At 68.7% G+C, this 22766-nt stretch carries 26 protein-coding genes and 5 pseudogenes; 10 read left to right on the top strand and 21 right to left on the bottom strand.

What is annotated here, in order from left to right; all coding sequences use genetic code 11:
* Positions 1–2444, top strand: a 2444-nt coding sequence (locus IE312_RS39395) for a WD40 domain-containing protein (protein ID WP_368860002.1), incomplete at its 5' end; no start/stop codon positions are given.
* Between the two features lie 564 nt (positions 2445–3008).
* Here IE312_RS39395 and IE312_RS44675 read toward each other — a convergent pair.
* From IE312_RS44675 to IE312_RS44665, 3 genes and pseudogenes are all read right to left on the bottom strand, one after another.
* Entirely contained in the window at positions 3009–3362 is a 354-nt protein-coding gene (locus IE312_RS44675; RefSeq protein ID WP_440862353.1) for an nSTAND1 domain-containing NTPase, read from the bottom strand.
* A 104-nt stretch (positions 3363–3466) separates the two neighbouring features.
* Positions 3467–3571, bottom strand: a pseudogene (locus tag IE312_RS44670) (hypothetical protein); the annotation flags it as partial.
* Between the two features lie 98 nt (positions 3572–3669).
* Positions 3670–4041: a helix-turn-helix domain-containing protein gene (locus IE312_RS44665; RefSeq protein ID WP_440862351.1), complete on the bottom strand. Its 372-nt coding sequence runs from the start codon at positions 4039–4041 to the stop codon at positions 3670–3672.
* Between the two features lie 422 nt (positions 4042–4463).
* On the opposite strand from IE312_RS44665, the gene IE312_RS09745 reads away from it, so the two are divergent.
* Positions 4464–4901: a hypothetical protein gene (locus IE312_RS09745; RefSeq protein ID WP_189980301.1), complete on the top strand. Its 438-nt coding sequence runs from the start codon at positions 4464–4466 to the stop codon at positions 4899–4901.
* A 736-nt stretch (positions 4902–5637) separates the two neighbouring features.
* Here IE312_RS09745 and IE312_RS09740 read toward each other — a convergent pair.
* The 6 genes and pseudogenes from IE312_RS09740 to IE312_RS39385 form a co-directional block, all read right to left on the bottom strand.
* Positions 5638–5933 (bottom strand): annotated as a pseudogene (locus IE312_RS09740) (hypothetical protein).
* Positions 5909–6202 carry a hypothetical protein gene (locus tag IE312_RS09735; protein WP_189980299.1) on the bottom strand — a complete coding sequence of 98 codons (294 nt, stop codon included), beginning with the start codon at positions 6200–6202 and terminating at the stop codon, positions 5909–5911. The pseudogene IE312_RS09740 and the gene IE312_RS09735 overlap by 25 nt, the downstream one beginning before the upstream one ends.
* A 30-nt stretch (positions 6203–6232) precedes the next feature.
* Positions 6233–6469 (bottom strand): hypothetical protein, encoded by a 237-nt coding sequence (locus IE312_RS09730; RefSeq protein WP_189980296.1) that lies wholly within the window; start codon positions 6467–6469, stop codon positions 6233–6235.
* A gap of 370 nt (positions 6470–6839) precedes the next feature.
* Positions 6840–7610, bottom strand: a pseudogene (locus IE312_RS09725) (transposase).
* 7 nt (positions 7611–7617) lie between these two features.
* Complete coding sequence (locus IE312_RS39390; protein WP_229899422.1) at positions 7618–7791, bottom strand: hypothetical protein; 174 nt, start codon at positions 7789–7791, stop codon at positions 7618–7620.
* Between the two features lie 48 nt (positions 7792–7839).
* Positions 7840–8061, bottom strand: coding sequence for a hypothetical protein (locus IE312_RS39385; RefSeq protein ID WP_229899421.1), 222 nt, complete (start codon positions 8059–8061; stop codon positions 7840–7842).
* Positions 8062–8233: 172 nt separating this feature from the next.
* On the opposite strand from IE312_RS39385, the gene IE312_RS09715 reads away from it, so the two are divergent.
* Positions 8234–8923, top strand: coding sequence for a hypothetical protein (locus IE312_RS09715; RefSeq protein WP_189980294.1), 690 nt, complete (start codon positions 8234–8236; stop codon positions 8921–8923).
* 162 nt (positions 8924–9085) lie between these two features.
* Positions 9086–9532, top strand: a complete 447-nt coding sequence (locus IE312_RS09710) for a hypothetical protein (RefSeq protein ID WP_189980293.1) — start codon at positions 9086–9088, stop codon at positions 9530–9532.
* A gap of 298 nt (positions 9533–9830) precedes the next feature.
* Here the strand turns inward: IE312_RS09710 and IE312_RS09705 are convergent, their stop codons facing one another.
* Complete coding sequence (locus IE312_RS09705) at positions 9831–10607, bottom strand: hypothetical protein (RefSeq protein ID WP_189980292.1); 777 nt, start codon at positions 10605–10607, stop codon at positions 9831–9833.
* Between the two features lie 887 nt (positions 10608–11494).
* Entirely contained in the window at positions 11495–11653 is a 159-nt protein-coding gene (locus IE312_RS09700) for a hypothetical protein (RefSeq protein ID WP_189980291.1), read from the bottom strand.
* Between the two features lie 381 nt (positions 11654–12034).
* Between IE312_RS09700 and IE312_RS09695 the strand changes: the two genes are divergently transcribed.
* On the top strand, positions 12035–12313 hold the full coding sequence (locus IE312_RS09695; protein WP_229899419.1) for a PIN domain-containing protein: 279 nt from the start codon (positions 12035–12037) through the stop codon (positions 12311–12313).
* Between the two features lie 55 nt (positions 12314–12368).
* On the opposite strand, the gene IE312_RS09690 is transcribed toward IE312_RS09695, so the two are convergent.
* On the bottom strand, positions 12369–12902 hold the full coding sequence (locus IE312_RS09690; protein WP_189980290.1) for a hypothetical protein: 534 nt from the start codon (positions 12900–12902) through the stop codon (positions 12369–12371).
* Between the two features lie 161 nt (positions 12903–13063).
* On the opposite strand from IE312_RS09690, the gene IE312_RS43780 reads away from it, so the two are divergent.
* A complete protein-coding gene (locus tag IE312_RS43780) occupies positions 13064–13192 on the top strand; it encodes a hypothetical protein (RefSeq protein WP_268254301.1) in 129 nt (42 codons plus the stop codon).
* A 239-nt stretch (positions 13193–13431) separates the two neighbouring features.
* Positions 13432–13827 (top strand): annotated as a pseudogene (locus tag IE312_RS09680) (transposase); the annotation flags it as partial.
* A gap of 197 nt (positions 13828–14024) precedes the next feature.
* Here IE312_RS09680 and IE312_RS09675 read toward each other — a convergent pair.
* On the bottom strand, positions 14025–14447 hold the full coding sequence (locus tag IE312_RS09675) for a TipAS antibiotic-recognition domain-containing protein (RefSeq protein WP_189980288.1): 423 nt from the start codon (positions 14445–14447) through the stop codon (positions 14025–14027).
* 688 nt (positions 14448–15135) lie between these two features.
* Here IE312_RS09675 and IE312_RS09670 point away from each other — a divergent pair.
* A complete protein-coding gene (locus IE312_RS09670) occupies positions 15136–15591 on the top strand; it encodes a DUF5959 family protein (protein WP_189980287.1) in 456 nt (151 codons plus the stop codon).
* Positions 15592–15838: 247 nt separating this feature from the next.
* On the opposite strand, the gene IE312_RS44660 is transcribed toward IE312_RS09670, so the two are convergent.
* Positions 15839–16120 carry a transposase gene (locus tag IE312_RS44660; protein ID WP_440862350.1) on the bottom strand — a complete coding sequence of 94 codons (282 nt, stop codon included), beginning with the start codon at positions 16118–16120 and terminating at the stop codon, positions 15839–15841.
* A gap of 221 nt (positions 16121–16341) precedes the next feature.
* Between IE312_RS44660 and IE312_RS09660 the strand changes: the two genes are divergently transcribed.
* A complete protein-coding gene (locus tag IE312_RS09660) occupies positions 16342–16983 on the top strand; it encodes a hemerythrin domain-containing protein (RefSeq protein ID WP_189980285.1) in 642 nt (213 codons plus the stop codon).
* Positions 16984–17099: 116 nt separating this feature from the next.
* Here the strand turns inward: IE312_RS09660 and IE312_RS09655 are convergent, their stop codons facing one another.
* The 5 genes from IE312_RS09655 to IE312_RS09635 all read right to left on the bottom strand — a co-directional run bounded on the left by IE312_RS09655 (position 17100) and on the right by IE312_RS09635 (position 19720).
* Positions 17100–17387, bottom strand: a complete 288-nt coding sequence (locus IE312_RS09655; protein ID WP_189980283.1) for a DUF1622 domain-containing protein — start codon at positions 17385–17387, stop codon at positions 17100–17102.
* Positions 17384–17794, bottom strand: a complete 411-nt coding sequence (locus tag IE312_RS09650) for a DUF1622 domain-containing protein (protein ID WP_189980281.1) — start codon at positions 17792–17794, stop codon at positions 17384–17386. Before IE312_RS09650 ends, IE312_RS09655 begins: the two co-directional genes overlap by 4 nt.
* Before the next feature lie 326 nt (positions 17795–18120).
* Positions 18121–18561, bottom strand: a complete 441-nt coding sequence (locus IE312_RS09645) for a hypothetical protein (protein ID WP_189980280.1) — start codon at positions 18559–18561, stop codon at positions 18121–18123.
* A gap of 139 nt (positions 18562–18700) precedes the next feature.
* Positions 18701–18943, bottom strand: coding sequence for a helix-turn-helix domain-containing protein (locus IE312_RS09640; protein ID WP_229899442.1), 243 nt, complete (start codon positions 18941–18943; stop codon positions 18701–18703).
* Positions 18944–19519: 576 nt separating this feature from the next.
* Complete coding sequence (locus IE312_RS09635; RefSeq protein WP_189980278.1) at positions 19520–19720, bottom strand: ferredoxin; 201 nt, start codon at positions 19718–19720, stop codon at positions 19520–19522.
* 786 nt (positions 19721–20506) lie between these two features.
* Between IE312_RS09635 and tpg the strand changes: the two are divergent.
* Positions 20507–20825, top strand: a pseudogene (tpg, locus tag IE312_RS39370) (telomere-protecting terminal protein Tpg); the annotation flags it as partial.
* A gap of 111 nt (positions 20826–20936) precedes the next feature.
* On the opposite strand, the gene IE312_RS09630 reads toward tpg, so the two are convergent.
* Positions 20937–21233: a hypothetical protein gene (locus IE312_RS09630; protein ID WP_189980276.1), complete on the bottom strand. Its 297-nt coding sequence runs from the start codon at positions 21231–21233 to the stop codon at positions 20937–20939.
* A gap of 798 nt (positions 21234–22031) precedes the next feature.
* The gene (locus IE312_RS09625; protein ID WP_189980273.1) at positions 22032–22610 is read right to left on the bottom strand and encodes a hypothetical protein; all 579 of its coding nucleotides are present in this window, start codon (positions 22608–22610) and stop codon (positions 22032–22034) included.
* Between the last annotated feature and the right edge of the window lie 156 nt (positions 22611–22766).

Here is a 22766-nt window from a genome sequence, read left to right as displayed (position 1 = left end):
TTCACCGCAAACTGACAGAGGCGGCACGCGGTTGGGAGGAACTGGGCCGCGACCCGGGGGCTCTGTACCGCGGCGCCCGCCTCGCCACCGCCCGGGAACACTTCGGGTCCGGGCCGGCTGCGGACCTCACCAGGCTGGAATGCGCATTCCTCACCGCCAGCTTCACCGCACGCGAACAGGAAGAACAGGCCGCTGCCCGCACCAACCGCCGTCTGCGCGCTCTCACCATGTCTCTGTCCGTCCTGTTGGTCCTGGCGGTCATCGCAGGGCTCGTCGCGTGGCAGCAGAGCCAGCTCAGCGACCAGCAGAAACACGACGCCGATGTGGCCCGGAAGGTGGCTCTCTCCCGTCAGCTCGCCGCGCAATCCTCCGCTCTCATCGGCACCAACTCCGACCTGGCCTCGCTGCTGGCCGTCCAGGCCTACCGGACCCGTCCGACCTCCCAGGCGATAGAGAGCCTTTATGCGGCCGCCGCTGTGCCTCTCAAGCACAGGCTTACCGGCCAGCGCGGCGCTGTCTCCTCGGTGGCCTTCAGCCCCGACGGGCGCACCCTTGCCACCGGCAGCACCAGCGACGACCAGCTGTGGCTGTGGGACACGCGCACCGGCCGCCTGGGCAGAACCTTCAACGGGCAGGGCGAAGCGGCCGCGTTGGTGGCGTTCAGCCCCAACGGGCAGACCCTGACCACCGCCGGCAACTTCGGACACGCGGTGGATTTGTGGAATGTGACCACCGGACACACCCGCATCAATGCGCTGGCGTATCCAGAAGCCGCTGACCGGGAGGATCAGGGGGCAGCCACGGAGGCGTTCACCCGGGACGGGCGCATCCTGGCGGTGGGAGGCGAGGACGGCACCCTGCGACTGTGGGACACGCGCACCGGCCGCGTCCGGAAGACGCTGGCCCAAGGCGCCCACGCCGCGGACTCCGAAGCCACCGTACGCGTAACCTCGATCGCCTTCAGCTCAGACGGAGACACCCTGGCGGGGGGAGAAGAAAAAGGCACGCTGCAACTGTGGGACACGCGCACCGGCCGCGTCCGGGCCACCCTCACCGGCGACCCGGTCACTGTGGCCTCGATGGCGTTCACCCCGGATGGGCGCATCCTGGCGGTGGGAGGCGAGGACGGCACCCTGCAACTGTGGGACACGCGCACCGGCCGCGTCCGAAAGACGCTGGCCCAAGGCGCCCACGCCGCGGACTCCGAAGCCACCGTACGGGTAACCTCGATCGCCTTCAGCCCAGACGGACACACCCTGGCCGCGGGCAGCGAAGACCGCACCGTGCGGCTGTGGGACACCGACACAGGCCGCCTCCGAAGAAGCCTGGCCGGACACGCCCACGGCGTGCGCTCCCTAGCGTTCAGCCCGGACGGGCGCACCCTGGCATCCGGTGATGACGACGGCAGCGTGCGGCTGTGGGACATGACACTCGGTGCGTCCGAGTCCGTCCTCGCCGATCCTCGCATGCAGGCGGACTTGATGGCCTTCAGCCCGGACGGGCGCACCCTGGCCACCGCGAATCACCGTGGCCATCCCGTACAGGTGTGGGATATAGCCGCACGCCGCCTGCGCGCGAGTCTTGCCGTACCCACCTCGGAAGCAGGCTCGATGGCCTTCAGCCCGGACGCCGGCGCTCTGGCCACCGCGAGCATCTCCGGACTCGGCGCGTACCTGTGGGACACGCGCACCGGCCGCCTCCGCGTGCGCTTGGACGTGGGCGCCGCCCCCGCGGTCAACTCGGTCGCGTTCAGCCCCGATGGGCGCACCATGGCCACCGCCACCACCGCTATCGGAGTGCAACTGTGGAACGCCGCCACCGGCGGTCTTCGACGGAACGTGGAAGGCGACACCGCCGCAGTCACCTCAGTGGCGTTCAGCGCGGACGGGCGCATGCTGGCCACCGGCAGCGAAGACGGCACGGTGCAGCTTTGGGATCCGGGCACCCACCGCCATCTCAAAACCCTGCCCGGGAACTCCAGCGCAGTGACCACGGTGACATTCAGTCCCGACGGCCGCACTCTGGCCACCGGTGGCGTCAAAGACCGCACCGTACAGCTGTGGGACACTGCCAGCGGCTACAGCCGCGCGAGCCTGGCCGGGTACAGTGGCGAGGCGGGGTCCGTGGCGTTCACCCCAGACAGCCGCGTCCTGGCCATCGGCGCCACAGACGGCACGGTGCGCCTGTGGGACGCCGCCACCGGCAGCGCACTGGCCACGCTCACCGGGCACACGAATACCGTGCTCGCGCTGGCATTCAGCTCAGACGGCCACACCCTGCTCACCGCCGGCGCCGACCAGACCGTACGCCTGTGGAACATCGCTGTGCCTCCCCCCTCGACAGCCATCAGCAGGATCTGCCGAGCCCTCGGCCGCGACCTCACCGCACACGAACGCTCAACGTATCTACCTGACCGGCCACCACACACCACATGCCCGGCATAAGCGACGAAGGGGTGGTGGTGGTCGTCCCACTCGCCCACCACCGTTCGGGGAACGGTCAGCCGTTCCGTCTCGCGGCGCTGGCGCCGTCCGCGGAGCGCAGTTCATCGAGAAGAAGGAGATCGGCCACTTCCCGATGAGCGAGAACCACCCGTGCTTCGCCCAATACCTGGGGCAGGCCCTGGAGCGGATCGAGAAGCGGACCGGCTCCTGAGGCCACGGCGTACGTCCGTGGGTCCGGCATCCGCGGTCGCCCGCGTGCCACCGGCCACTTCAACGGCTGGTCACCACCCGGAGACCCGGACGTCAGCGAGGGCACTGGAGCAGTGCGAACCGTGTGCCGTCCGGGTCCGTCACCTGGGCCAACGCGTCCGTGGGCCCCATCGGGGGCCGGTACGAGGACCCGACCACCGAGGCGGGAAAGGCGTGGCAGCGCGTCGTCGCATCGAGGTTAGGTCTCCCTGGTGGCCGACGGTGGTCTCGGGACCGTAAGCGGTGGCGTCTCGTAGCACGGGGGGAGCCGTCGGAGAACTGAGCATCTGAGCATCCGGTCTTGGCGACCGCGCCCTACAGGCCACCGGCCGCCTCGTATCCGGCCAGCGTCATGGTCTTGCCACGGCGGCGGCGCCAGGTCTCCAACAGCACATGCGACAGCAGCGGCAGCCCGCCCGGGGCGTCGGCGACCTCGTCGACGGGACGAGACGTCAGAGCCCGCTCCACACTCAGCCCATCGCTTGCGGCCGGTTGGACGATGGCCGCGCGTAGTTCCGTGGGGCTCATGGGGCCTACCAGCGCGTTGGCGTCGCGCAACGCCGAGGCCGGGCCCGCATGTTCGGCGCAGCGGCCGTAGAAGTCGGCCCGCACCGCCAAGAGGACCCGCAGTCGGCTCTCCACATGTCGTGCGGTGAGGAGGAGGTCGATGAAGGCGGCCCGTTCAGCCGGGTCGTGGCAGAGAGTGGAGGTACCTCGAACTGATCAACGATAACGAACACATCCGCTGGCCCGCTGTCCGCGCCGGGAGGGGTGTCGAGTACCTGAGCGTACGTGTGTGCCGGGTGTTGGCCAGGAGTCAGGATCCGGATGGCGGCAGGGCGCTGCGCAGCGCCCTGGGCGTGCTGGAGGGCGGGGATGAGGCCAGCGCGCAGCAGGGAGGACTACCGCTGCCGGACGCCCCGAACACCGCGGCGAACCGTCGCCGGCCCACCAGTTCCAGCACATCGGAGGTGAGCTAGTCGCGGCCGGAGAACCGGCCGCTGTTGCCGGGCTCGAACCTGGCCAGCCCTCGGTACGGAGGAGCCCCGCCCTCTCCCTCATCTTCCGAACCCAGGGCAGCGGCCTCGTCCACCGCTTGCTTCCACCGAGCCTCCCACTCCGCAGCATCGCCCCCGCACGCCGTCACATACGCGAGAACCACCGGCAGCGTCGGCAACTGCTCGCCAGCGGCCGCCTGCGAGCGCGTCGTCACCCCATATCCCGTCCGCTGCGCCAGCACCCGGTAGGTCAACCCGCCTGCCTCGGTGCGCAGCTTGCGCGACTCGCCCGCGAACCGCTGCACAGGCCCCGCGCCCGAATCCACCGGCACTTCACGACGCCCCGGCACACCGCCACCCCCTGAGGCCGCCTCTTACCAGGCCGGACGGCCAACCTATGCATCCCAGCGCCCCCGCAAAGATCGCCCCCGGCCATTGTTTGGCCGTCACAAAAGCCCTCCCGAACAATGCGGCAGCCGCTGAAATCGGTGATGCGAGCGGCGAGGGGACTGCTCCAAGCGGGGACGCCGCGCGGGCTGCCGTTCAGCCCGCACGGCCGGCGCTCCAGCCTGGACTTGCAGTCCACGGGGACACCGTTCGCATCCGCAGCAGAAACCACCAAACAGCCACAGGACGAAGGAGAACCATGCGCACTCGCAGGATCAGCACGGCTCTTGCCGCAGGCGCCCTGGCCGCAGGACTATTCACCGGCGGCGTCGCCTCTGCTCACACAAGCCCGTCCGCCTTCCGCGCCCAGGCGGTGGCGGCTGGATTGACAGCAAAGGAGGCCACAGCACTTCAGAACGGAGTCGACGCGATCCTCGCCAGGGACGGCGGTAGGCAAACCGCCGCAAATGAGATCCGCTACACGGATGGCCGGCTGCTGCTGCCGCTGCCCGGTGAGAAGTACGCGCGCGAGCTCGGCTTGAGCGGTGACGCACCGGCCGCGGCCCACACCTGCACCCCGGGGGCCTTGTGTGGCTACTCGGGCTCCCAGTACACAGGCGCGGAGCGCGAGTGGTTCTCGTGCGCCTTCCACAAGAAGCCAAGTGACTGGACCAGTGGGGGATCCTGGTACAACAACCAGACCCCCGGTCGGGTGGGGAACTGGTACGACGCCAACAAGAGGTGGCTGGGCTCCACGCCTCCGGCCCCTTATGGCACCAAGTACGGCCAGTGGCGCGGGGTCGGGTACGTCAAACCCTGCTGACCCCAAGTTCCTCGGTCGAGGTCGGTCCGGATGCCGGCCCGTGAGCGCGAGAGTGCCTTCTGACCTGGGGCGATGAGACTTTCCGAAGGCCCTGTCCCTCCAGGTGGAAGGCACTTTCCGCTGCAGGCCACCGGTTCGTGCCCCAGTCGCGTGCCTCCGCGGACGGTTCAGGGGTGGTGTGGCGTGCGGGACACGGTGTTGGCCGACCTCACCGATGCGACGGGGCTGACGACGGTGTACGTCAGCATGCTGAGAGGCCGCCGGGACTCCCGGCGGCCTCCGCCCTTTCGTGCGGTGGCCGCATGGGCAGGACGGGGTGCCCCGACTGACGCTGACCGTGGTCACGGATGACGTTTCCGGGCCGCGGTTGTGCCGAGGGTGCGCAGATTGGCTGATGCCGTCGGCGAAGTCGACGGCGGTGTTCTGCGAGGACGCGTGCCGTTCGCGGCACTGGCGGCGAATGCCGCGGACGACGGCTCGGACCGAAGCGGTGAAGGCCGGCGTGACGGCCTCGTGTCCACAGTGCGGGGCGGTGTGGACGGTCGGTGTCCATCGCCCGGTCTCCGCGCTCTACTGCTCCCCCGCCGGTCGCAAACGGGAACCCGGCGGACGCGGCTGTGCACGCTGTGCGGGTGCGCTCAGGAGCTGACGCCGATGCTGAGCAGGCTCGACCACATCCCCGACTCCTGACCCGCCGTGATCGGGGCCCTGGTCGGGCCTCTGGTCAGGCCTCTGGTCAGGGTGTGTCGCCGGAGTAGTAGAAACGCCAGCTCACACCCGGGCCGGGCGTGCAGGGTTCGCCGGGGCGCGGGTCCTACAGAGCACGGCCGCCAGGCCACCGTGACAGCTCGGTGGACAGGGCCACACCGTCGTCGACTCCTCGGTCCGCCACTCGTAGACGTCCACCAGCAGGCCGTCCAGCGGCCCGCCGACCAGCGCGGCGTACGTTCGGTATGGGAGCGGGCCGGGGTGGGGGTCGTCATGATCCGCGCCGTGGATCCGGCCGTTCAGCAGCTGCTCGTCGCCGTACATCTGATCAGCGTTGCAGCCGCCACCGACAACGCGGGCTTGCCCGGGGACACCTTGATCTTGCCCGCGTGGTCGGTCACCGCGGATTGCCCGGGTCGGCTGCGGAAGCGGAAGAGCCAGCCGGCAGCCTTCTGCGCGGTGGCCTGTTCCTCTACCTTCTGGCGCAGGCGCTCCTGCTCCTGGCGTTCGCGTTCGCCGGCTACGGCCTGCGCCTCGGCTGCGACGGCCCAACCCTGGCAGTCCCCGCAAAGGTACGAGTGCGACTGACGCATGCTCCATTCCCGGGTGAAGCCGATCGCCTCTCACCTGGCATCGGTGAGCTTCTTCCCGCAGTCCGCGCACGCCGGCCGCCGCGCCTCCCGCTGTGCGGCTTCCCGCTCTGCGCGGCGCCGCTGTTCTTCCCGGGCGACCTGACGGCGGGCGAGGTAGGCGTCGCCGATCGCGTCGAGCAGCGGCTGAGGCTGACGGTGGTCACGGCCGAAGCGCCAGAAGGCGGGCCCAACCGGGCCGTGCTCGCGCAGCTTTTGCACCATGGCCACGATCGGGATGCAGCGGTCGCAGGAGTGGCAGCCGCCCTCGGGATGCGCCGCCCTTGCCAGTGGTGACGGGTGGGTCGGCGACCCTGGCCATCTGCTTCTTGGCGGAGCGCTGGCCGCCAGCGGGCGAGGAACTGGCGATGCACCGCTGGGACGGCACCGCCGGGCAAGGTGGTGCGCCTCGCGGGCTGAGCTGAATGCGTCAACAGGGCCCCGGCTGCCCTGGCACCAGCGGCTGATACCAACAACCGCGGCCGACGGTCGGCACCGGACCCCAGTGGACGATCGGTCGGGGCGCAGCATCGGTTAAGCGCTGTACCGTAATGATCTGCTCGTCGCCTTTGCATGGCGAACCGTGGTGCGGCCCGCTTGCCTATCCGGCGAGAGCGAGGTTGCGCATCCCAGCGATGCCTAACATGGCGTGGTGGACGCCGACGCCCTTGAGACGGCAGTCACGGAGGTCCTTCCAGGTCCTCATTCGGGCGAAGACGTGCTCGACGCGTGCTCGGACCTGCTTGTGGGACCGGTTGTGTTGCTCCTTCCAGTTCGGGGGTTTGGCCTGTCCCTTCGCCTTTCGGTGTGACATGACCAGTCCGGTGCCCTGGTAGCCGCCGTCGGCGATCGTGGTGGTGTTGCCAACGGCGGCCTTGGCGCCGGACTCCGCCCAGCCGCGGGCGTCGTGCCGGTTGCCCGGCAACGACCGGCCGACCACGACGACGAGACGGGTGTCCGCGTCGATGACGACGTGGTGGGCGGTGGAGTCCCGGTAGTTCTTCGACTGCTCCGCCACGGAGTGGTCGCGGGTGGGAACCAGCGTGCCGTCGACGATGAGCACGATGTCCTTGGCGAACCACTTGCGGGGCTGGAGCGCGAGCATCGGCCCGAGGTGGTCGATGATGCGCTCCGCCGCCGACTTCGAGACCCCGAACAGCGGCGCTAGCTGTCGCATCGTCAAATTCGTGCGCCAGCACGCGGCCACCAGCAGTACCCGAGCCTCCAACGGAAGGCTCCACGGCCGGCCTCAGCGGACCGCATCCGCGCCCTCGCACCGCAGAACCGTCACCAGCTTCCAGGACACACACGGGCTCAGCCCGGTGAACGGGGCTATCCAGGACGGCTTCGATGCCGTGATCACACCAGCCACGGCGAGATCATCCCACTGCTTCGCGCCCGTCCTGCTCGAACGCGATGCGACAGCGTTCGACCTGATCGGCCACCTGCTCCATGAACCAGCACATGATCTCGTAGGGGATGACGTGCTCATCATGGCTGTGGATGTGGACGGTCGGTTCCAGATCCGGATCCTCGTCGGGGACAAACGCCACCAAGAAGGCGGCCCCGGGCAGGTGCCTCTCCGTGCTGGGGTTCTCGGCCTACGCGGTCGGCGCAGGCACGGCCTCGCTCAGCTCCACAGCCCAGGCGTCGTCGGGCAAGGCGTAGTGGAACTGGATGGCGTAGTGACGTCCTGCGTGTTCTCGCAGCTCGGCTGGCATGACGGCAGGCTGCCACAAGCCCGAGGTCCGAGTCGTGGCAGCAAAAATGCGCCGACCCCAGACCTGGATCAGTACCAGAAGCCGCAGGTCACCAACGATCATGCCGATTTATCTCCTGGCAACCCCGGCTCGTTCGGCGGGAACAAGCTGCCAGCGCCGCTCAGCAAGGGCTGCGAGGAGGCAGGCAGGCGACAGGATCTACTGCGCCACGGTCCCCGGCGAGTGTGACATCACCCAGTACAAAGTGCCTGGCCTGTGAGGCAGTGAGGTAGTCGTGACCTATGGTTTCACCACATCGGCAAGCGACGAGGCGGCGATGCAGGGTATTTGCTTCGATGATGAAACCGAACTCCTCACCAGTGAAGGGTGGAAACCTTTCCCCGAGGTCCGCGGCGACGAGCAAGTCCTCACTCTCAACGGCGACACGGCCGAGTGGGGATCGATCACCAAGGTGATCCGCGCCCCCTTCGATGGGGACTTGAACCTCCACGACGGGGATCGGGTGAACTTCTGCATCACCCACAATCATCGGCTGCTTGCTTCGCCGATGCACTACCGCAAGCCCGACCAGACCCTGTGCCGCTACTGCGACCGGTCCGTAGGCGCCAAGGGCATCGCACGCCACGAAGGAACTCACCAACGCCGCGGCGACGAGATGATCCGCCCCCAGCGGCAACCCGCTGGCGAACCGGTACGTCGTTGGCACCTAGCCGAATACCAAGACCTCCCCCAAGAGTTCTTCATCCGCCGCACCAACACCTGGCGCGGCCACAGCCCGGACACCGTCACCTTCGACGCTCCCGCGCCCGCCCGGAATCAGAAACCCCACCACCAAGTCGCGCGTACCTTCGCCTTCAAAGACTGGGCAGCCTTCCTCGGCTGGTTCGTCGCCGAGGGCTGGACCACCGGAGACGGCCGCAACAACCGCATAGGCATCGCTCAGAACCCCGCTGAAAAGTACTAGGAGATAGCCGCACTCCTGGACCGCCTGGGACTGCCCTACAGTCGGCACGCCAAGAGCCTCATCTTCTTCTCTGCACCGATAGCCGCCTGGCTCCGCGAGCACTGCGGCGTCGGCTCCGAGAACAAGCGCATTCCCCACAGCATCCGCGAAGCCACCCCCGAGATGATCGAGGCCTTCCTCGACGCCTTCGGCAAGGGCGACGGCGCGCAGCACACTCACGCCGACAGCCGCCGCTACATCACCTCCAGCCGTCAGCTCGCCGATGACCTACATGAAGTACTGTGCAAGGTCGGCCGCGCCCGCAAGCTGCGCATCATGCACGCAGAGGGCAGCGAAGGCACTGGCCCGCAGGGCAAGATCTTCCAGCGACGCCGTGCCACCTGGATGATCAACGAGGCCGGACGCCCCGCAGACAGCAACGTCAGCAAGAAGAACGTCGTCAAACACCGGTACACCGGCACCGTCCACTGCGCGTCCACCCCGCACGAGACCATCATGGTTCGCCGCAAGGGCTGCCCCATGTGGAGCGGCAACAGCTCCGATCTGCTCTTGGTCGTCGACGAGGCCGGCGGTATCGTCCGCACGATCGGTGACGGCACCAACCGGTAACGCCCCCATGCTGGCCATTGGCATTCTCGCCTGCCGAACTGACACGTGGCCGCTGCTTAGCGCCGGCGCATTCGGCGGCGAGCTCCCCCGCGCCCAGGACGGTTCCCCCTGCCTCGCACCTCACGCACCGCTGACACACAGCGCAGAGGGAGGCCTTCCCGTGAGGTGCCTGCGGCGGGGCGGTCCGCGCCCATACAGCGAGCCCCTTCTAGCGAGCCGACCGGAGCCGGATACGGGCGGCAGATCCAGGGAGCCGCGCACATGGGGAACCGTGGGGTGAGCGCAGGGGCGGGCCCGATCAGTTGGCCGACGTGTTCCGTGTCATCTCGGCTGCCTCTGTGATGGCGCGTTGCCTCAGATCGCCGAACAGTTGCATCGTGACGGCGGCCAGGACATCGTTCCCGCCAACAGTCCGCCCGTCCCCGCGGCGGGTGGACAGGCCGAAGAGGGGGTCCTTGAGCAGCGGGGCCGGGGCCGGCTCGCCCGGCACAGCCAGACCGACCGTCCCGAACCGCTTGACCCCGCCCTCACGGACGACCTTGGCCGCGTCCCGGGCCAGGGCCGTCAGGAACACACTCGCGATTCCGTCCAGGTCGCGGACCATCGCCGGGACCGCCGTCACCCCCCTGTTCCCCAGCAGCCTTTTCACCCCTGCCTCGAACCGGTGGGCGCCGGCCACACCACTCGGTGTACGCGCCCCGCGGCGCTCACGAAGAGACACGAGCGCACCATCGGCGTTGCGCACCTCGCCCAACAGGCCATGGAAAGTCGGGCTGTGCAGGTACCACGCCGATCCCACCTCCACCTCGACGTTCCGGTCGATCGCCGTGATGAGGTCCTTGGGAATCAGCCTCTTCCTGGCCTCCTCGGCCGCCGCGCTTCTCGCGCCGTCGATGATCTCCGTCAGCACGGTCCGCGTAACCGACGCGGCGGTCCAGGCGGCCGGCCGGGAGACGTGCAACGAGGTCACGTCCCTGAACACCGCTTTGACGAGCTGAGGCTTGAACGGCAGGTCGGTCACGACGGAAATGGTCTGCGGACCGCTGCACTCGGTGCGTAGGGGCTGTGTGGCCATCCAAGAATTGTCCACCCATGGACGACGACCTCCGGAGCGGGCTCGGATCGAACTCCTAGTCGACTGACTCACGTCGGATTCGCGACTGTCATGACCCCGTTGACCTTTCGGGCCGCTTAACCGAACCTGTCACCCGAACCTGCATCAGACCCGCCCCCAACCCGCTGACGGCGCACCGGCTGCACGGGCCGGACGAGGCTTCACCCTCTACGGCTGCATGATGGCGCCCGACAGCGGCATCGGCGGCAGCGTCCCGAACGTCGCGGCACCGGGATGCCGCCCTTCGCACCAAGGATCCGCAGCAAGGTGTTGTCACCCTCGGGAAACTCGGCGTCCAGCCCGGTCTTCGGCGAGACTCCCTCCCAACGGCGGACCTGCCGGCTGCCTCACAGAACAGGCATGCTGCTCAGTGCAGCTGAGCAACCGCAGGCCACAGACAAGATCAATAAGCACGCAGGACAGCTAAGCCACAGCAGCCTGGGTGGCCGCGCCCCCGACCGGGCAAAGGGCCCCCGTGCCCCGCGTTTGGCGTATCAAGCGCGTGCATGAGGCGTACATGCGGTATGCCCTCGGCCGGGTGCACGTACGACGGGCTAGGGGCCGCCCTGGGCGGCCGGTCACGACGTGCGGCGTCCGCAAGAGGTGCCCGCGGCCTGGGTCGAGCAGACCCGGCGCGGGGGCTCATCCTGGGGCGACCGTCGGTGGCCGGCTCGGCGCGTCCGAACTCGCCCGGCTCACCGGGGCGGAGGACGGGACAGCGTCCGGGCTCCTCGCCGCCACCGCTGGGCCTGCTGCCCGAACTCAGCGACGGCACTGAACGGGAGGCAACCGTCAAACCCGAACCGGCCGCTCGCAACCCCTCGGCGCGGGCGGCGGCCCGAGGTGCCCTACTTCCTCCTGCGGAGGATTTGTGCGATCCCGAAAACGACGAAGCCGAGGATGGCGATCACGCCCGCCAGCCAGGTCGGGGCACCCCCGAATCCCTTGTAGGCCAGTACCGCCATGCCCACCGACGCCTGCAACAACCCGAGCTCCTTCCCTCCCACCGTCCCCTCCCCTCCTCATGGCTCGCCCGGCCGGAATCATTCCCGCGTCGGGCAAGCAGGGCAGGGGGGCCGGCGGATCACCTCAGGGTGGGCGCCCTCCATGGCGAACGACCACTCGGCGGCGTCGAGCATCCGGAGGTCGCTGAGGTAGCCGCCGAAGACGAGCACAGCCGCTCGGGACCGGCTGGCTCTCGCAGCTGGCGGCCGAGCGCGGCACCGCGATCGGTAGCCTCGTCGAAGACCTCGCGCAGAGCAGGCCGTGTACGCCGAGCGCGCCGAGCTCTCCTCCTCCCTCGGCAGCGCACCGAGTGCGAGGGCGGATGCGAAGGCCCGGGCTCTGCTGGAGCGCCTGGGCGCCGCCTCGCACGGTGCAGCCGCGTAGTGGCAGCGATCGCGGTCGTCCTGGACCACACGACCGCTGCGGCGCTGTTCGATCCGAAGGATCCGTTCAACGAGGCGGTCGCCGCGTTCTACGTCCAGGCCTCCGGCGGGCTCGGTGATCTGTATGCGCCGGTGCTGTCGCTGACGGCCGGTGACGCCGAGCGGCCCCGCCTGCTCGGCTACATCGAGGGGCAGCGGTCGAGGACGGGTCGGTCGGCCACCGTCCGCCCACCGCCCCATCCGCATCAGCAGGTGCCGCCCGGCAGGCCGGTGCCGTAGACCGGCGCCCGCTACCGCTCGGCTCGGTTCCCCCTGGGCCGGACGGACCGAGTGATCAGTCGTCCTCCTCCTGAGGGTTGTACCGGAACACGCCCATGTCCGCGCAGGCCTCCGCGATGACGAAGTCGGCGCCGAGAAATTCCTCCTGCGTGTGGGGAGCGCGCTGGTAGCCGTAGCTCATCCACTGCAGGGCCTGCTTCTCAGCGCGGATGGCATCGGTGGCAGGCAGGGTGATGTGGGCGTCGATAAGCCCGTAGCCGTGCTTGTTCTTCTCCCGCAGGTGGCCTCGGATGCGTCTGATCAGGTGTGCAGTGCTGCAGGCTCGGCCGATCTTTACGCGAGGAGCGGGCCCGGCGAAATCCAGGACGTACAACCGCGCGCCGTCCTCGGCTTCCTGCCACAGCTGATCACAAACACGAGTGAGCACGCGCTGCTGGCAGCGCTGCGCGACTGGGGGCACCGGCACCGCACCGACGGCCAGGTCCTTGCGGGCCTGACACTGCAGCTCCCCAAGCGCGACCTGAGAAAGGAGCGGCGGGTTGAGGAAGGGCATGGGCGCCATACCGAGAGGGAGGAGGGCGTTGCTCATCGGGTCAGGCTAACGACCCAGCTCGGCGAGGTCCTGGCAGGATTCGAAAGCGGTGTCGCTGTCGCCGGGCGGGATCTGAGCAAGGGTGATGCCCGCTTTCGCAAGGGTCCCGCCGAGGGGGCCAGAGCCGACCGCGCCCGCCACAGGTGCTGGCCCGGGTCGTGGTCGGCGCCAAGAAGCCGGAACGGCCGGAGGAGTCGCTGCGCCGGCTGAACGTGCACGAGCACCTGCGCGGCCAGCTGGACTACGAGGACATGTCGCTCCCTGGGGCTGTGGTCAACCCTGGTTGAGGCCTACCAGGCCACGGGCCGGCTGGGCGAATTGCTCGCCCAGTGAGCTGCACGAAGACGCGATCGCCGACGCTCTGGTCGGGGACCGCGCGCTTGACGCGCTCGATGTCCTGCTGCCGCCGGGCGAAGAGGTGAGCCCCATGACCCTGCGGGACGTGGCGATCCGCTGCGCCACCGTCATGCTGTTCCCTCCGGTCCCGCCGCGCCCGGAAAACCTCGCGCCGCGCGCCGATGCCCATCTCACAGCCGGTCAGCGCGGCGACTCGCCTCAGTTCGAGCCCGTGCTGGGGAAGATCCGCGTGCCTCGCATCGGGCCGGGCCGGTCACGCCTCCGTCCCGACCGGGTGCGGGCCGATAAGGCGTACGCCTCCCGCAAGAACCGCGCCTACATGCGCCGACGCGGGATCCGCTGCACCATCCCAGACAAGGTCGGCCAGGCGCGCAACCGCCAAAAGCTCGGCTCCCGCGGCGGCCGGCCGCCGCGATTCGACCCGGCCGACTACCGCGAGCGTCACGCGGTCGAGTGCGGGATCAACCGCCTAAGGAGACATCGCGCTGTCGCCACGCGATACGACACGCTCGCCGTCCGCTACGAGGCGACCGTCCTCGTCACGACCATTAACGAGTGGCTGTGACCCGCGGTCTCACGCAGCGGGATCCACGTTCCACGCCGCGGGCAGAGCGCTCCCGCAGAAGACGCAGACGAAGTCGTCCTCGCGCACGATGTTGTCTCGGCACCAGCCCGAGACCCGGTCTCTGCTTCGTCCGCCCAGGGGCTGCGGCAGCCCTGGGGCCTACCCCGTCCATGCATGTCCTGGCCCGTGCCGCCCGGCTACGCCGAAGCCTCGGCCCCTGCGCTGGGGGCGAACCCGCTCCCCTGCTCGGCGAACACCCTGATCGCGGCGCCCAGGAAATTCACCATCCCAGGGTGGTAGGAATCGTGGAACGCCCTCATGGCCTCGTCCTCGGCGTAGAAGAGCGACATGCCGACGTAAGCCTCCCTGGAGGGGGTGTAGAACCGGCAGGCGATGTCGAAGTGCCTTCGGACGAGCTCCTGGATCTCCTGGTCCCCTGGCAGGGAGCCGCCGTCCAGGAAAGTTGTGATCTCCCGGTACAGGACGTCCCAGTCCTGGTGGACCCGCTCCCTGTCCACATGTTCCCAGTTGTTGGTCCCAGCAAGGCTCTTCGCCTGCTCCTCGGCCAACGACCGGCGACACTCGTCCTCGTAATTGTTCCCCACGGCACCGGTTCCCATCGTTTCGTCACCTCTCCGGTGGATCCCCGAGAGGCCGCCGACATGTCGACATCGACCGGCCGCCGATGATCAACTGCCGGTCCAGGCCGAACGGTGACACACAGCCACTGGGTCGGCAAACCATTTCTTGGATCCTCCGGCGCTCCGTCCCGGTCAGCCGGAGGCGGAAAGGCGCAGCTCGGACGGCGAGCCGTCGGAGCGGGGCGTCCAGCTGCTCGACCGCGCGGCCCGGATTCCCGCAGTGACCTTGCGCGGCAGGACGGGCTCGGCTGGCGCCGGGTCCGGTTCCATGACGGCCGGTCGACCGGTCTCCACGACGGAACACCGGCTCGGAATCGAACCGTATGCCGTCGATCAACTGCCGCTGAGGCCAGATGGGTGGCCGCCCGACCCTCGTACCCTTCCGCAACAACGGCTCCACCACCGCCCACTGTTCGTCCGTGAACTCTCCCCGACCCATGAACCGAGATCATTCACAGCTTAAGATCCACTTTCGATACACGGCCTGGTGCCGTGACCGCATAGGTTCGCCGGGTTGGCGGTCGAAGCGGTTGGATGAGTGGTGACGTCTGTTCCGATCGCTGGGGGTGCGATGGCCGAGCCTGTGCGAGTGCGCAGCTCGGTGGCGGTGACAGGGATCGGCCGACAGGATGGGCCGTGAGCATTGACGGGCGAGGGGCATGGGTGCGTGGTGGATCTGATCCATCTCTCGGATGGGGACAACAGCTTCCGAGTACGTGTGCTGGGCCGCCGGATGCCGGGAGTGCTGCCACTGCACGACCTGCTCGACACTGAGGTGCTCATCGAGAGTGGTTTCGTGACCGGACGGCTGGACCTTGGCTTGTCGCCGGACGACCTGGATGGCTGGTCACACGCCCTGGATGTGCTTGCCGCGGGTGGTGACGTCTGCTGGATAGATGACAACCGCAGTCCGGAGATCCGGGTCCAGGCTCTCAACAAGGAACACGAGACGCCCGCGGTCCACGTTGACGACGTGGCGCGCTCCAGCATCTCTGTTTTCCTTCCCTTGTGCCTTGAGGATGGATGGATCGACGACCAGCGGAAACTGCTCCAACTGGTGCGGCGGGAGTGGCCGAGCGAGGTCCTCCAGACGGCTCTGGGCACTTACGAGTGGCGGCCCTGAACTGTGAGCAGTCGGCGCCAGCAGATGACCGCGCAGGCCAGTGTCAGGAAGGTTGGTGGATGTCGTCGCGGATCTCCCAGCGGATCCGCAGGCGGCGGCGGAACCGGTGCAGGTGGGCGAATACGCGCTCTATCACCCAGTGTTGAGTGCCTAGTCCGGAGCCGTGCTCGGTGCCCTGGCGACCGACCAGCGGTTTCACACCAGCCGCCAGACCAGGCGGCGGTACTTGTCGTGGTCGTACCCGCGGTCAGCAAGGACGACATCGGGGCGCCGCCGTGGACGTGGAAACCCGTTCCTGCGGGAGGTGTTCCCAGGCGATCCCGGTATGCAGCACGAAAAGCATGCCCTGGAACACCAGACGGTCCGGATGCCGCTCGCGCCCGGGATAGCGAGTGCGGCATTCTACCTTCGGCGACAGCGGTTCGATCATTGCCCACAGCTCGTCGTCAACCTGCCACGGCTTCGGCCGGGCCACCCCACACCCCCCGGATCGCCACTTCCAGAGCGATCCAACCACCTCGAAGATCATTCTGTTAAGAGTTCTCAGTGCTGGCGAGGCCAGAGCGCCGTGAGACGGAACGGCACCCGGAGGGAGGGATACGGCCGCCTCGTCGATGACGTTGATCATTTTATAGACAGGGCCTAATCTGCGGGTTCTCGGGGCGATCACCGCTCCCTGATTCGGACTGGACTCAGATGCCCACCGCTACCCCGCCTCCTGCTGCCCCCGGTCGCCTGAACCCTCAGGAGATGGTGGTCCTCCACCGTGTCTTCCGCCGCGAAATCCCGCTTCTGGCCGATCTGATCGAAGGCACCGCTCCCGGCGACAGACAACGCCTCTCGACTATCGCCGACCACCTGGACCTGATCCTCGACGCTCTGGGCGAACACCACGAGGGCGAGGACGACCTGCTGTGGCCCAAACTGCAGGAACGTACCGTCCTTGGTGCCGACGTCGTCGCCCGCATGGCCGGACAGCACGAAGCCATCGCCGGCGCGCTCGCGACGGCCGCCAACCTGTCGTACCAATGGCGTACCGAAGCCGACCGCGACTCCGCTCTCCGCCTCGCCGACGCCCTGCGCGAGCTCGACCGGCATGCCGCCGCCCATATGGATGACGAAGAAGAACTCCTCCTGCCCCTGATGAGCGACCACATCACCCCACGCGAGTGGTTCGAGGTCGGCGAACGCGGACGCCGCAGCGTCCCCAAGTCCAAGCTCCTGATCTTCCTCGGCGCGATCCTCGAAGACGCGACCGCACAGGAACGCCACCAGTTTCTCGCGCAGATGCCCGCCCCCGCCCGCCTGCTCTGGCGCACGGTCGGCACCCGTCTCTACGCTCGGACCACCACTCGCGTCCGCCGCCCCAGCGGCTCGATTCCCCGGACGTAGGACCCTAGCGCCGCCGGTGCACGCCGGCCGATCGGGCGAGGGCCCTTCGAGCCGGTGTCCCTTCACCCAGTACCTGGTCGACGGGCGCCGAAGCGGTCGGGGCGGCACCAAGACCCTCAGCGGTCCCGGCTGACGGGCCGCGCTGCACCGCGGACGATCTGGTTCGGCCGGGACAGGTGGAGAGAGGCACCGAGGACTTTGCGCAGCGTGATCACTGCTGCTGCCAGGACGATGCTGTCCCATGACGGCTCGCCGGCCAGTCTGACCAGGCCGGCGGCGGTCAAAAAGTCCAGCAGAACGACCAAGCCCCCTCGCGCGGTGTGCGTCACACGGCAGGCCGCTGACGCGGCGACGATCCCTAGCCCGGTGATCAGCACAGCCGCCGTCTGCAGCCATGCGTTCACGTCGGCAGGCCCTTGGAGTCATGCGCGGATGCCGTCTCGCCTCGTTCAATCTCGGCCCGCTCCTCGGCAATCTCCCGGCCGAGGAAGTAGTTCAGCACCGTCCGGATGGCCGCGATGGCGGCCAGCTGGCCGATCTCGGCGAAGCTCGGCGCGACCGCCGTGCGCAGCACATCACCGGCGAGCTGGAACTCCAGGCCCAGGACAAGGAAACGCCCCAGGCTCAGCCTGATCCGGTTGAATCCCGCCACCTTGCCGCGGCCGCGCACACCCGCCGTTACGAACTGCACGAACGCCCACACAGCGCCGATGAAGATGATCAGCGCGCCTGCAGACTCGATCAGCCTCACCAGCACACCGATCACATCGCGCACGGTCGACTCGGGCAGCAGTTCCACCGACAGTGTCATGCGGGTTCCGGTACCCCCGAGAAGAGCCAGCGACGCGCTTTCACCACGGCCATGCCACGGTTGCTGTTGCGCGCCGTGGGGTCCCCGGCCCGCTCTCGACGCTCCCCCAATTCCTTCAGCTGGCTGGCCCTCGCTGCTGTCGCACGCCTATAGGCTTGCCGCGGTTACGGTGGGCCTCCAGGTCGGCGTGCGCCTGGGCGCCCTCTTCGAGCGGGACCTGATCGAGCAGTACGGACCGCGGCCCGGTCGAGGACGGAGCGCGGAGGATGCGTGGCCCCTTGGCTACCCCACCACACCGGGGCTCGCTGGCATTCGGGGCGCGACTGCTACAGGTCGAATTCAAGTGCTCGATGTCCGTGAACCTGACCTCTTCCAGGGAGCCGGCGCGGCGGACATTGTCCTGTGGCTTTTTCGAGCAGGGTGGTGAGATCGGCTTCGCCCGTCACCGCCCAGCCACCGGAGTTCCGGGTGACTACGCAAAACTTCGTGGGGGCGTTCATGGCTGCCGTCTGCCGTCGGCCAGCCGACCGCGCACCGTCTCGTGCGACAAGCCGACCGCGTTTCCGATCCGCGAAGCCCCCAGGCCTCGTCCCGGGCCCGGCCATCGGCGCGTCCAGCGCCTTGCCTGTTGCTTCCTCCAGGACCTGCCGCAACTCGCCGTCGGCGATCGTCTGCAGCCGGCGCGCGGGCGGCAGCGTCTCCAGCCCGGCCCACAACCGGTCCGTCTCACCTTTCAGCAACTGCATCTGAGTGGCGAAGCTGTCCATGCCCCCACTGTGCGCCTTGACCTGGAACATCTATGTCAAATGTCTTGGCACTGGCTTGACGGTGCCCTCGCCCGAGCACCTCACGCACTGATCCGCCAGCCGGGCTGCCGCGTCCCAGTCCGCTGACTGATGTGTCGGCTCAGCGGCCCGCGGTGGTTACGGCACTGCGTTCCTGGCTTACCTGCAGTACCTCGTGCAGCGGCAGGGCCAATGCCGTAGCCAGTTCTGTGACTTCTTGTCGTGTCGGGCGAACAGGGCCGTCGGTCCCGTCTTCGATGAACGCTCGGATCCGTGGGGTGCGGATTCCGGTGGCGTAGGCAAGCGCCTCGGCACTCAGGTGATGCCGGCGCATCGCATCCGCGAGCAGCTCAGCCAGATGCATGATCAACCTCCGAGCCGTAGGGCCGCAGGCGCCTCCACATGCTGCCGCGCCTGCCGGCCGACTGAACGCATGCCTCCCCGTATGCCCGTTGCGCTGCGGCATGAACGAGCGCTCCCCCTTCTGGGGGAAATGGACCGGGCCGCTCATTCAGCAGCGCAGGCTGCCAGAGCGGGGGGTGGGCACGGTGGTGCTGCGGGTGACGGCCCCCTGGCCGCCGGTTCGAGGGGAGGGGCCAGAGGGCTGTCTGCCATGACCGTCCAGTCGGCCGGCGACCAGACGCCTAAGGGGCCCCTGCCCCAGCCCGGCCATCAAAGGACTCGAGCATTCAGGCAGGTGCTGCGTAGCTCAACGGGCGCCATCCGGCTCGGTCACGCCCGGTCCACCTGTCGCATCGACGCCCCTCGAACGGGTTTCCCTCCACGTGGCGGCCCACGTGAATTCCACCGTCTTCGACCTCTGTCGTCTCCTGCCGGACGTGCCGCGGGTCGGCCTTCGGCCTGCAGCCCCGTGAGCACCCCCAGCGCCGGGCTCATCGCCGGCCTTGAGGGGCTGGCTGGTCGCCGGGAACCGGTCTGCTCAGCCCTCCTGGAAGCTGATGGCCTGCACAGGGCAGGCTCTTACGGCCTCTCTCACCAGGGGGTCTCCCGCCCCGTCCTCTCGTCCTGGGCGCACCATCCCGTATCCATCGTCGTCCTGGTCGAACACCGTCGGGGCAGTCAACGCACACTGCCCACTGCCGATGCAGACGCTGCTGTCGACGCTCAACCGGTCGGACATAGAACCGCCCCTCCAAAGCTCTGAGCACCTAAGGTCACACTCACTCCATGGTCCGGTGCTCCGATCTCGTGGCGGAGCGGTATCCACCGGTGCCACCCGTTCGGATGAGGTGCACAGAAGGAGGCTGGCCCGGCTACGCAGGCCGCCCATGTCCCGAGCAGGTCTTCTCCCCGCTTCCTGGACGGCTGGTACAGGCGGCTGCGCGACGCCTACGTCGCCACCATGACGGATCCGAGAGTCGCCGAGAAGCTGCCCCGCACGAGTTCCTGACCTCGATGGACGGCTACAAGAACCGTAGCCCGGAGGCGGGCGTCGTCGTGGACGCCATCAAGATGACCGTCAGGGCGGCATCGGCAGGCTGCAGGAGAACGCGCGCGGCGGTGGCTGGAAGCCGGGACAGGCCTGGCCCGCTTCGCCCGGCCGACGCGGCGCCCCGGCATCCGGGCCACCGTCATTTCCCGGGCCCGGCTCAACATGCACCGCACGATGGCCGCCCTCGCCGCAGCCACCGGCCGGTATCCGGTCGTGGTCCTGTCCGACTGCGCCGTCCATGCCGCCGACGGGCCGAGCCCGCTGACGTTCTGCCCTACGACTCGGGCGGCAAGATCGTGCCCGGCTCCTTCCGGCTCGGCGTCTCCCCGGGGGATGGTCAAGCACGAGGGCACCCAGAGCGTGCTGTGGGGCGCGAACGTCCTCGAACGGCTCGCCGGTGACGGCCACGTCGCCAACCTCGCCCACTCCATCAAGACCGGGGAGGTCACCACCAAGGACACCGGCGACAAACCAGAGCCGCAGATCAGGGCCAGGGTGAAGCAGGCCGCAGCCACCACCGGCGGCGTCATGATCCACGTACAGGCCCGGTTCGGCTACACCGGCGCGCCCGGCAGCACCGACGACGCCCCGCGTACGCAACCTCACGCTCGCCCTGCCGCCCGAGCACGCCGCCCGTCTCTTCCAGGCCCAGGAAGCCGGCCTCACCGACGACCAGCTCCGCCGGATCGCCGCCGAGGCCCTGGGCGAGGTCTACTTCCGCGACAAAGGCCGCCGCGCCCACGGCCTCGGAGTCGAACTCACCGACCTGATAGACCGCGAATTCGAGCTGTAGCCGAGGCCAGACAGGACAGGAAGCAGGAAAGGGCATCGCAGGCGGAGTTGTGACTGCAGGGGCGCGCCACGGACCGTTCCGCTGGCCCGGGAGCTGACCTACGGGCCCCTGTCAGGGCGTGTCGCCGGAATAGTGCAAGCGGCAGGCGATCCCCGGGCCCGGTGGGCGTGGCTCGTCGGCTCTGGGGTCGTACAGGGCGCGGCCGCCGGGCCACCGCGACAGCTCGGTGGCCAGGGCGACGCCGCCGTCGTGTTCCTCAGCCGTCCGGCCGGTGATATCCAGCAGTAGACCGTCCAGGGGCCCGCCTACGAGCGTCGCGTAGATCCGTGCGGGGAGTGGGCCGGGGTGGGGGTCGTCGTGGTCGCAGCCGTAGACCCGGCCACGCAGCAACTGCTCATCACCGTTCATACAACCAGCGTTACAGCCACCACTGACAACGAGGTCTTCGCCCGCTGTCCGGACCGATGGACACCGAACGCGGTGCGCCGCGGGGCCTGCTCTGTCGGTGGGGCGCGTAGCGTGATCCGGCACACCGGACTCGCAGCAGGAACGTCGTTCGTCCGTCACGACCAGGCGTCGTGCGCCGACTACGGCTGTACCCGCGCTGCGCGCTGAGTGCCGTCAGGCAGCACTGCGTGCCCGCCGCCAGCGCGACCGGGACCGGGCGCGCGGTCTGTCCGCCCGTGTCCCACCGCATGCCGCCGCTCGGTGGGCGGTCCGGCTGCGCGGGCAGGGCATGTCGGCGCAGGACACCGCCGACCGGGCCGGCCTGTCCGTGACCCTGGTCCGCCGCGTTCTCCGTACCCCCACACACGGCTAGGCGGCCCGGGACATCGCCCGCACCTCCGCCGACGCCATCCTCGGCATCCCGCTCCCCCACCGCCGCAACCTCGGCTCCTTTTCACGAGGGGCCGCCCCGACTGCTCGTGTTTGTCCGCGGTAGGGAGCTGGCGGGACGAGATGGCAAAGGGCCGTCCACGGCCACGCGGCGACGGTGCCACGATCCCCGCGCTTCCGGTCTCCGCGTACATGACGGTCGCGCCGACCAGTACGAGGCTCCGCGGTCGCGCGTTCAGGCGCGTAGCGCCACTGGACGAAGGCGAGCCGACGCTGCCGGCCACGTTCGCCGGCTACGCGCGAGTACGAGTTGAGCGTGGCGCAGACAGTGTCGTCGGCAGGGTGGGACGCCGTCGCCGGGCCGTTCGGTCAGTACTTGGCGGCCAGACTGACCTGAGTGTCGCCTCCGGCGCCTTCGAGCCGCCACCGCAGCCACTTGCGGTCGGGCGCGTTCGTGTTCACGGAGAGCCAGTGTCCCGGAACAACTACGCCCTGCCAGTTCTGGACCCAGAAGCACTCCTGGCCGCTGCACTGCCATACGTCGACGAAGAAGGTGGCGTTGCGCGACCCTTCGCGACCTACCATCGCGATCCCTGTTCCGAAACCCACAGCGCGACTCGTCCCGCAGGTCGCCCAGTCCCAACCTTGTACACACGCCTGGGCGCCGTTGCAGAACGTGTCCCGGAACCAGATTCGCTCGTCCGTGGTGAGCACCGTCGGCTCGTGGTGGCCGGCCCGTTCGCCACTCACCTGCTCACCGGCGTCGGGCGGTCCCTCCACCTCGACCGGAGTGGCGGGAAGCTGGTCGACCGCGCGACCGCTCTCCACGATCGCCTTCGTGCCGTCGGAAAACTCGATGAGCTGGATGGCGTGGTCGTCTCCAAACGCCATCGTTGCCTCAACGCGCGGCGGCAATGCCTGCCTTATGTTGGTGGTCGTCGTTGCCATCTCAGACCTCCCCTCTCTGGCAAGGGATGCGCGGCGGCGTGCCCTGCCAAGATGAGTCTGCTGAAGCGGAATTGAGGGTCCACCCGTACGACCCCGCTCGTTCTCGGATGGATTGTGCTGTTGCGACTGCCCTACCTGGCCCTGTCGAGTTTGTTC

It is taken from the genome of Streptomyces capoamus, from assembly GCF_014654935.1.
In the GTDB taxonomy this organism is placed as follows: Bacteria; Actinomycetota; Actinomycetes; order Streptomycetales; family Streptomycetaceae; genus Streptomyces; species Streptomyces capoamus.
The sequence above is the reverse complement of the archived record's forward strand: the minus strand, read 5'-3'. Positions and strand labels throughout refer to the sequence as shown.

What these genes read in the sequence shown, in the direction of transcription:
- IE312_RS39385 (WP_229899421.1), bottom strand. Translation starts at nt 8,061, where the DNA reads ATGATCGTTGGTGACCTGCGGCTTCTGGTACTGATCCAGGTCTGGGGT.
- IE312_RS44660 (WP_440862350.1), bottom strand. Translation starts at nt 16,120, where the DNA reads ATGATCTTCGAGGTGGTTGGATCGCTCTGGAAGTGGCGATCCGGGGGG.
- IE312_RS09735 (WP_189980299.1), bottom strand. Translation starts at nt 6,202, where the DNA reads ATGCGTCAGTCGCACTCGTACCTTTGCGGGGACTGCCAGGGTTGGGCC.
- IE312_RS09635 (WP_189980278.1), bottom strand. Translation starts at nt 19,720, where the DNA reads ATGTCCGACCGGTTGAGCGTCGACAGCAGCGTCTGCATCGGCAGTGGG.
- IE312_RS09625 (WP_189980273.1), bottom strand. Translation starts at nt 22,610, where the DNA reads ATGGCAACGACGACCACCAACATAAGGCAGGCATTGCCGCCGCGCGTT.
- IE312_RS09640 (WP_229899442.1), bottom strand. Translation starts at nt 18,943, where the DNA reads ATGCATCTGGCTGAGCTGCTCGCGGATGCGATGCGCCGGCATCACCTG.
- IE312_RS09645 (WP_189980280.1), bottom strand. Translation starts at nt 18,561, where the DNA reads ATGGACAGCTTCGCCACTCAGATGCAGTTGCTGAAAGGTGAGACGGAC.
- IE312_RS09675 (WP_189980288.1), bottom strand. Translation starts at nt 14,447, where the DNA reads ATGGGAACCGGTGCCGTGGGGAACAATTACGAGGACGAGTGTCGCCGG.
- IE312_RS09690 (WP_189980290.1), bottom strand. Translation starts at nt 12,902, where the DNA reads ATGAGCAACGCCCTCCTCCCTCTCGGTATGGCGCCCATGCCCTTCCTC.
- IE312_RS09705 (WP_189980292.1), bottom strand. Translation starts at nt 10,607, where the DNA reads ATGGCCACACAGCCCCTACGCACCGAGTGCAGCGGTCCGCAGACCATT.
- IE312_RS09710 (WP_189980293.1), top strand. Translation starts at nt 9,086, where the DNA reads ATGATCGAGGCCTTCCTCGACGCCTTCGGCAAGGGCGACGGCGCGCAG.
- IE312_RS09650 (WP_189980281.1), bottom strand. Translation starts at nt 17,794, where the DNA reads ATGACACTGTCGGTGGAACTGCTGCCCGAGTCGACCGTGCGCGATGTG.
- IE312_RS09660 (WP_189980285.1), top strand. Translation starts at nt 16,342, where the DNA reads ATGGTGGTCCTCCACCGTGTCTTCCGCCGCGAAATCCCGCTTCTGGCC.
- IE312_RS09630 (WP_189980276.1), bottom strand. Translation starts at nt 21,233, where the DNA reads ATGAACGGTGATGAGCAGTTGCTGCGTGGCCGGGTCTACGGCTGCGAC.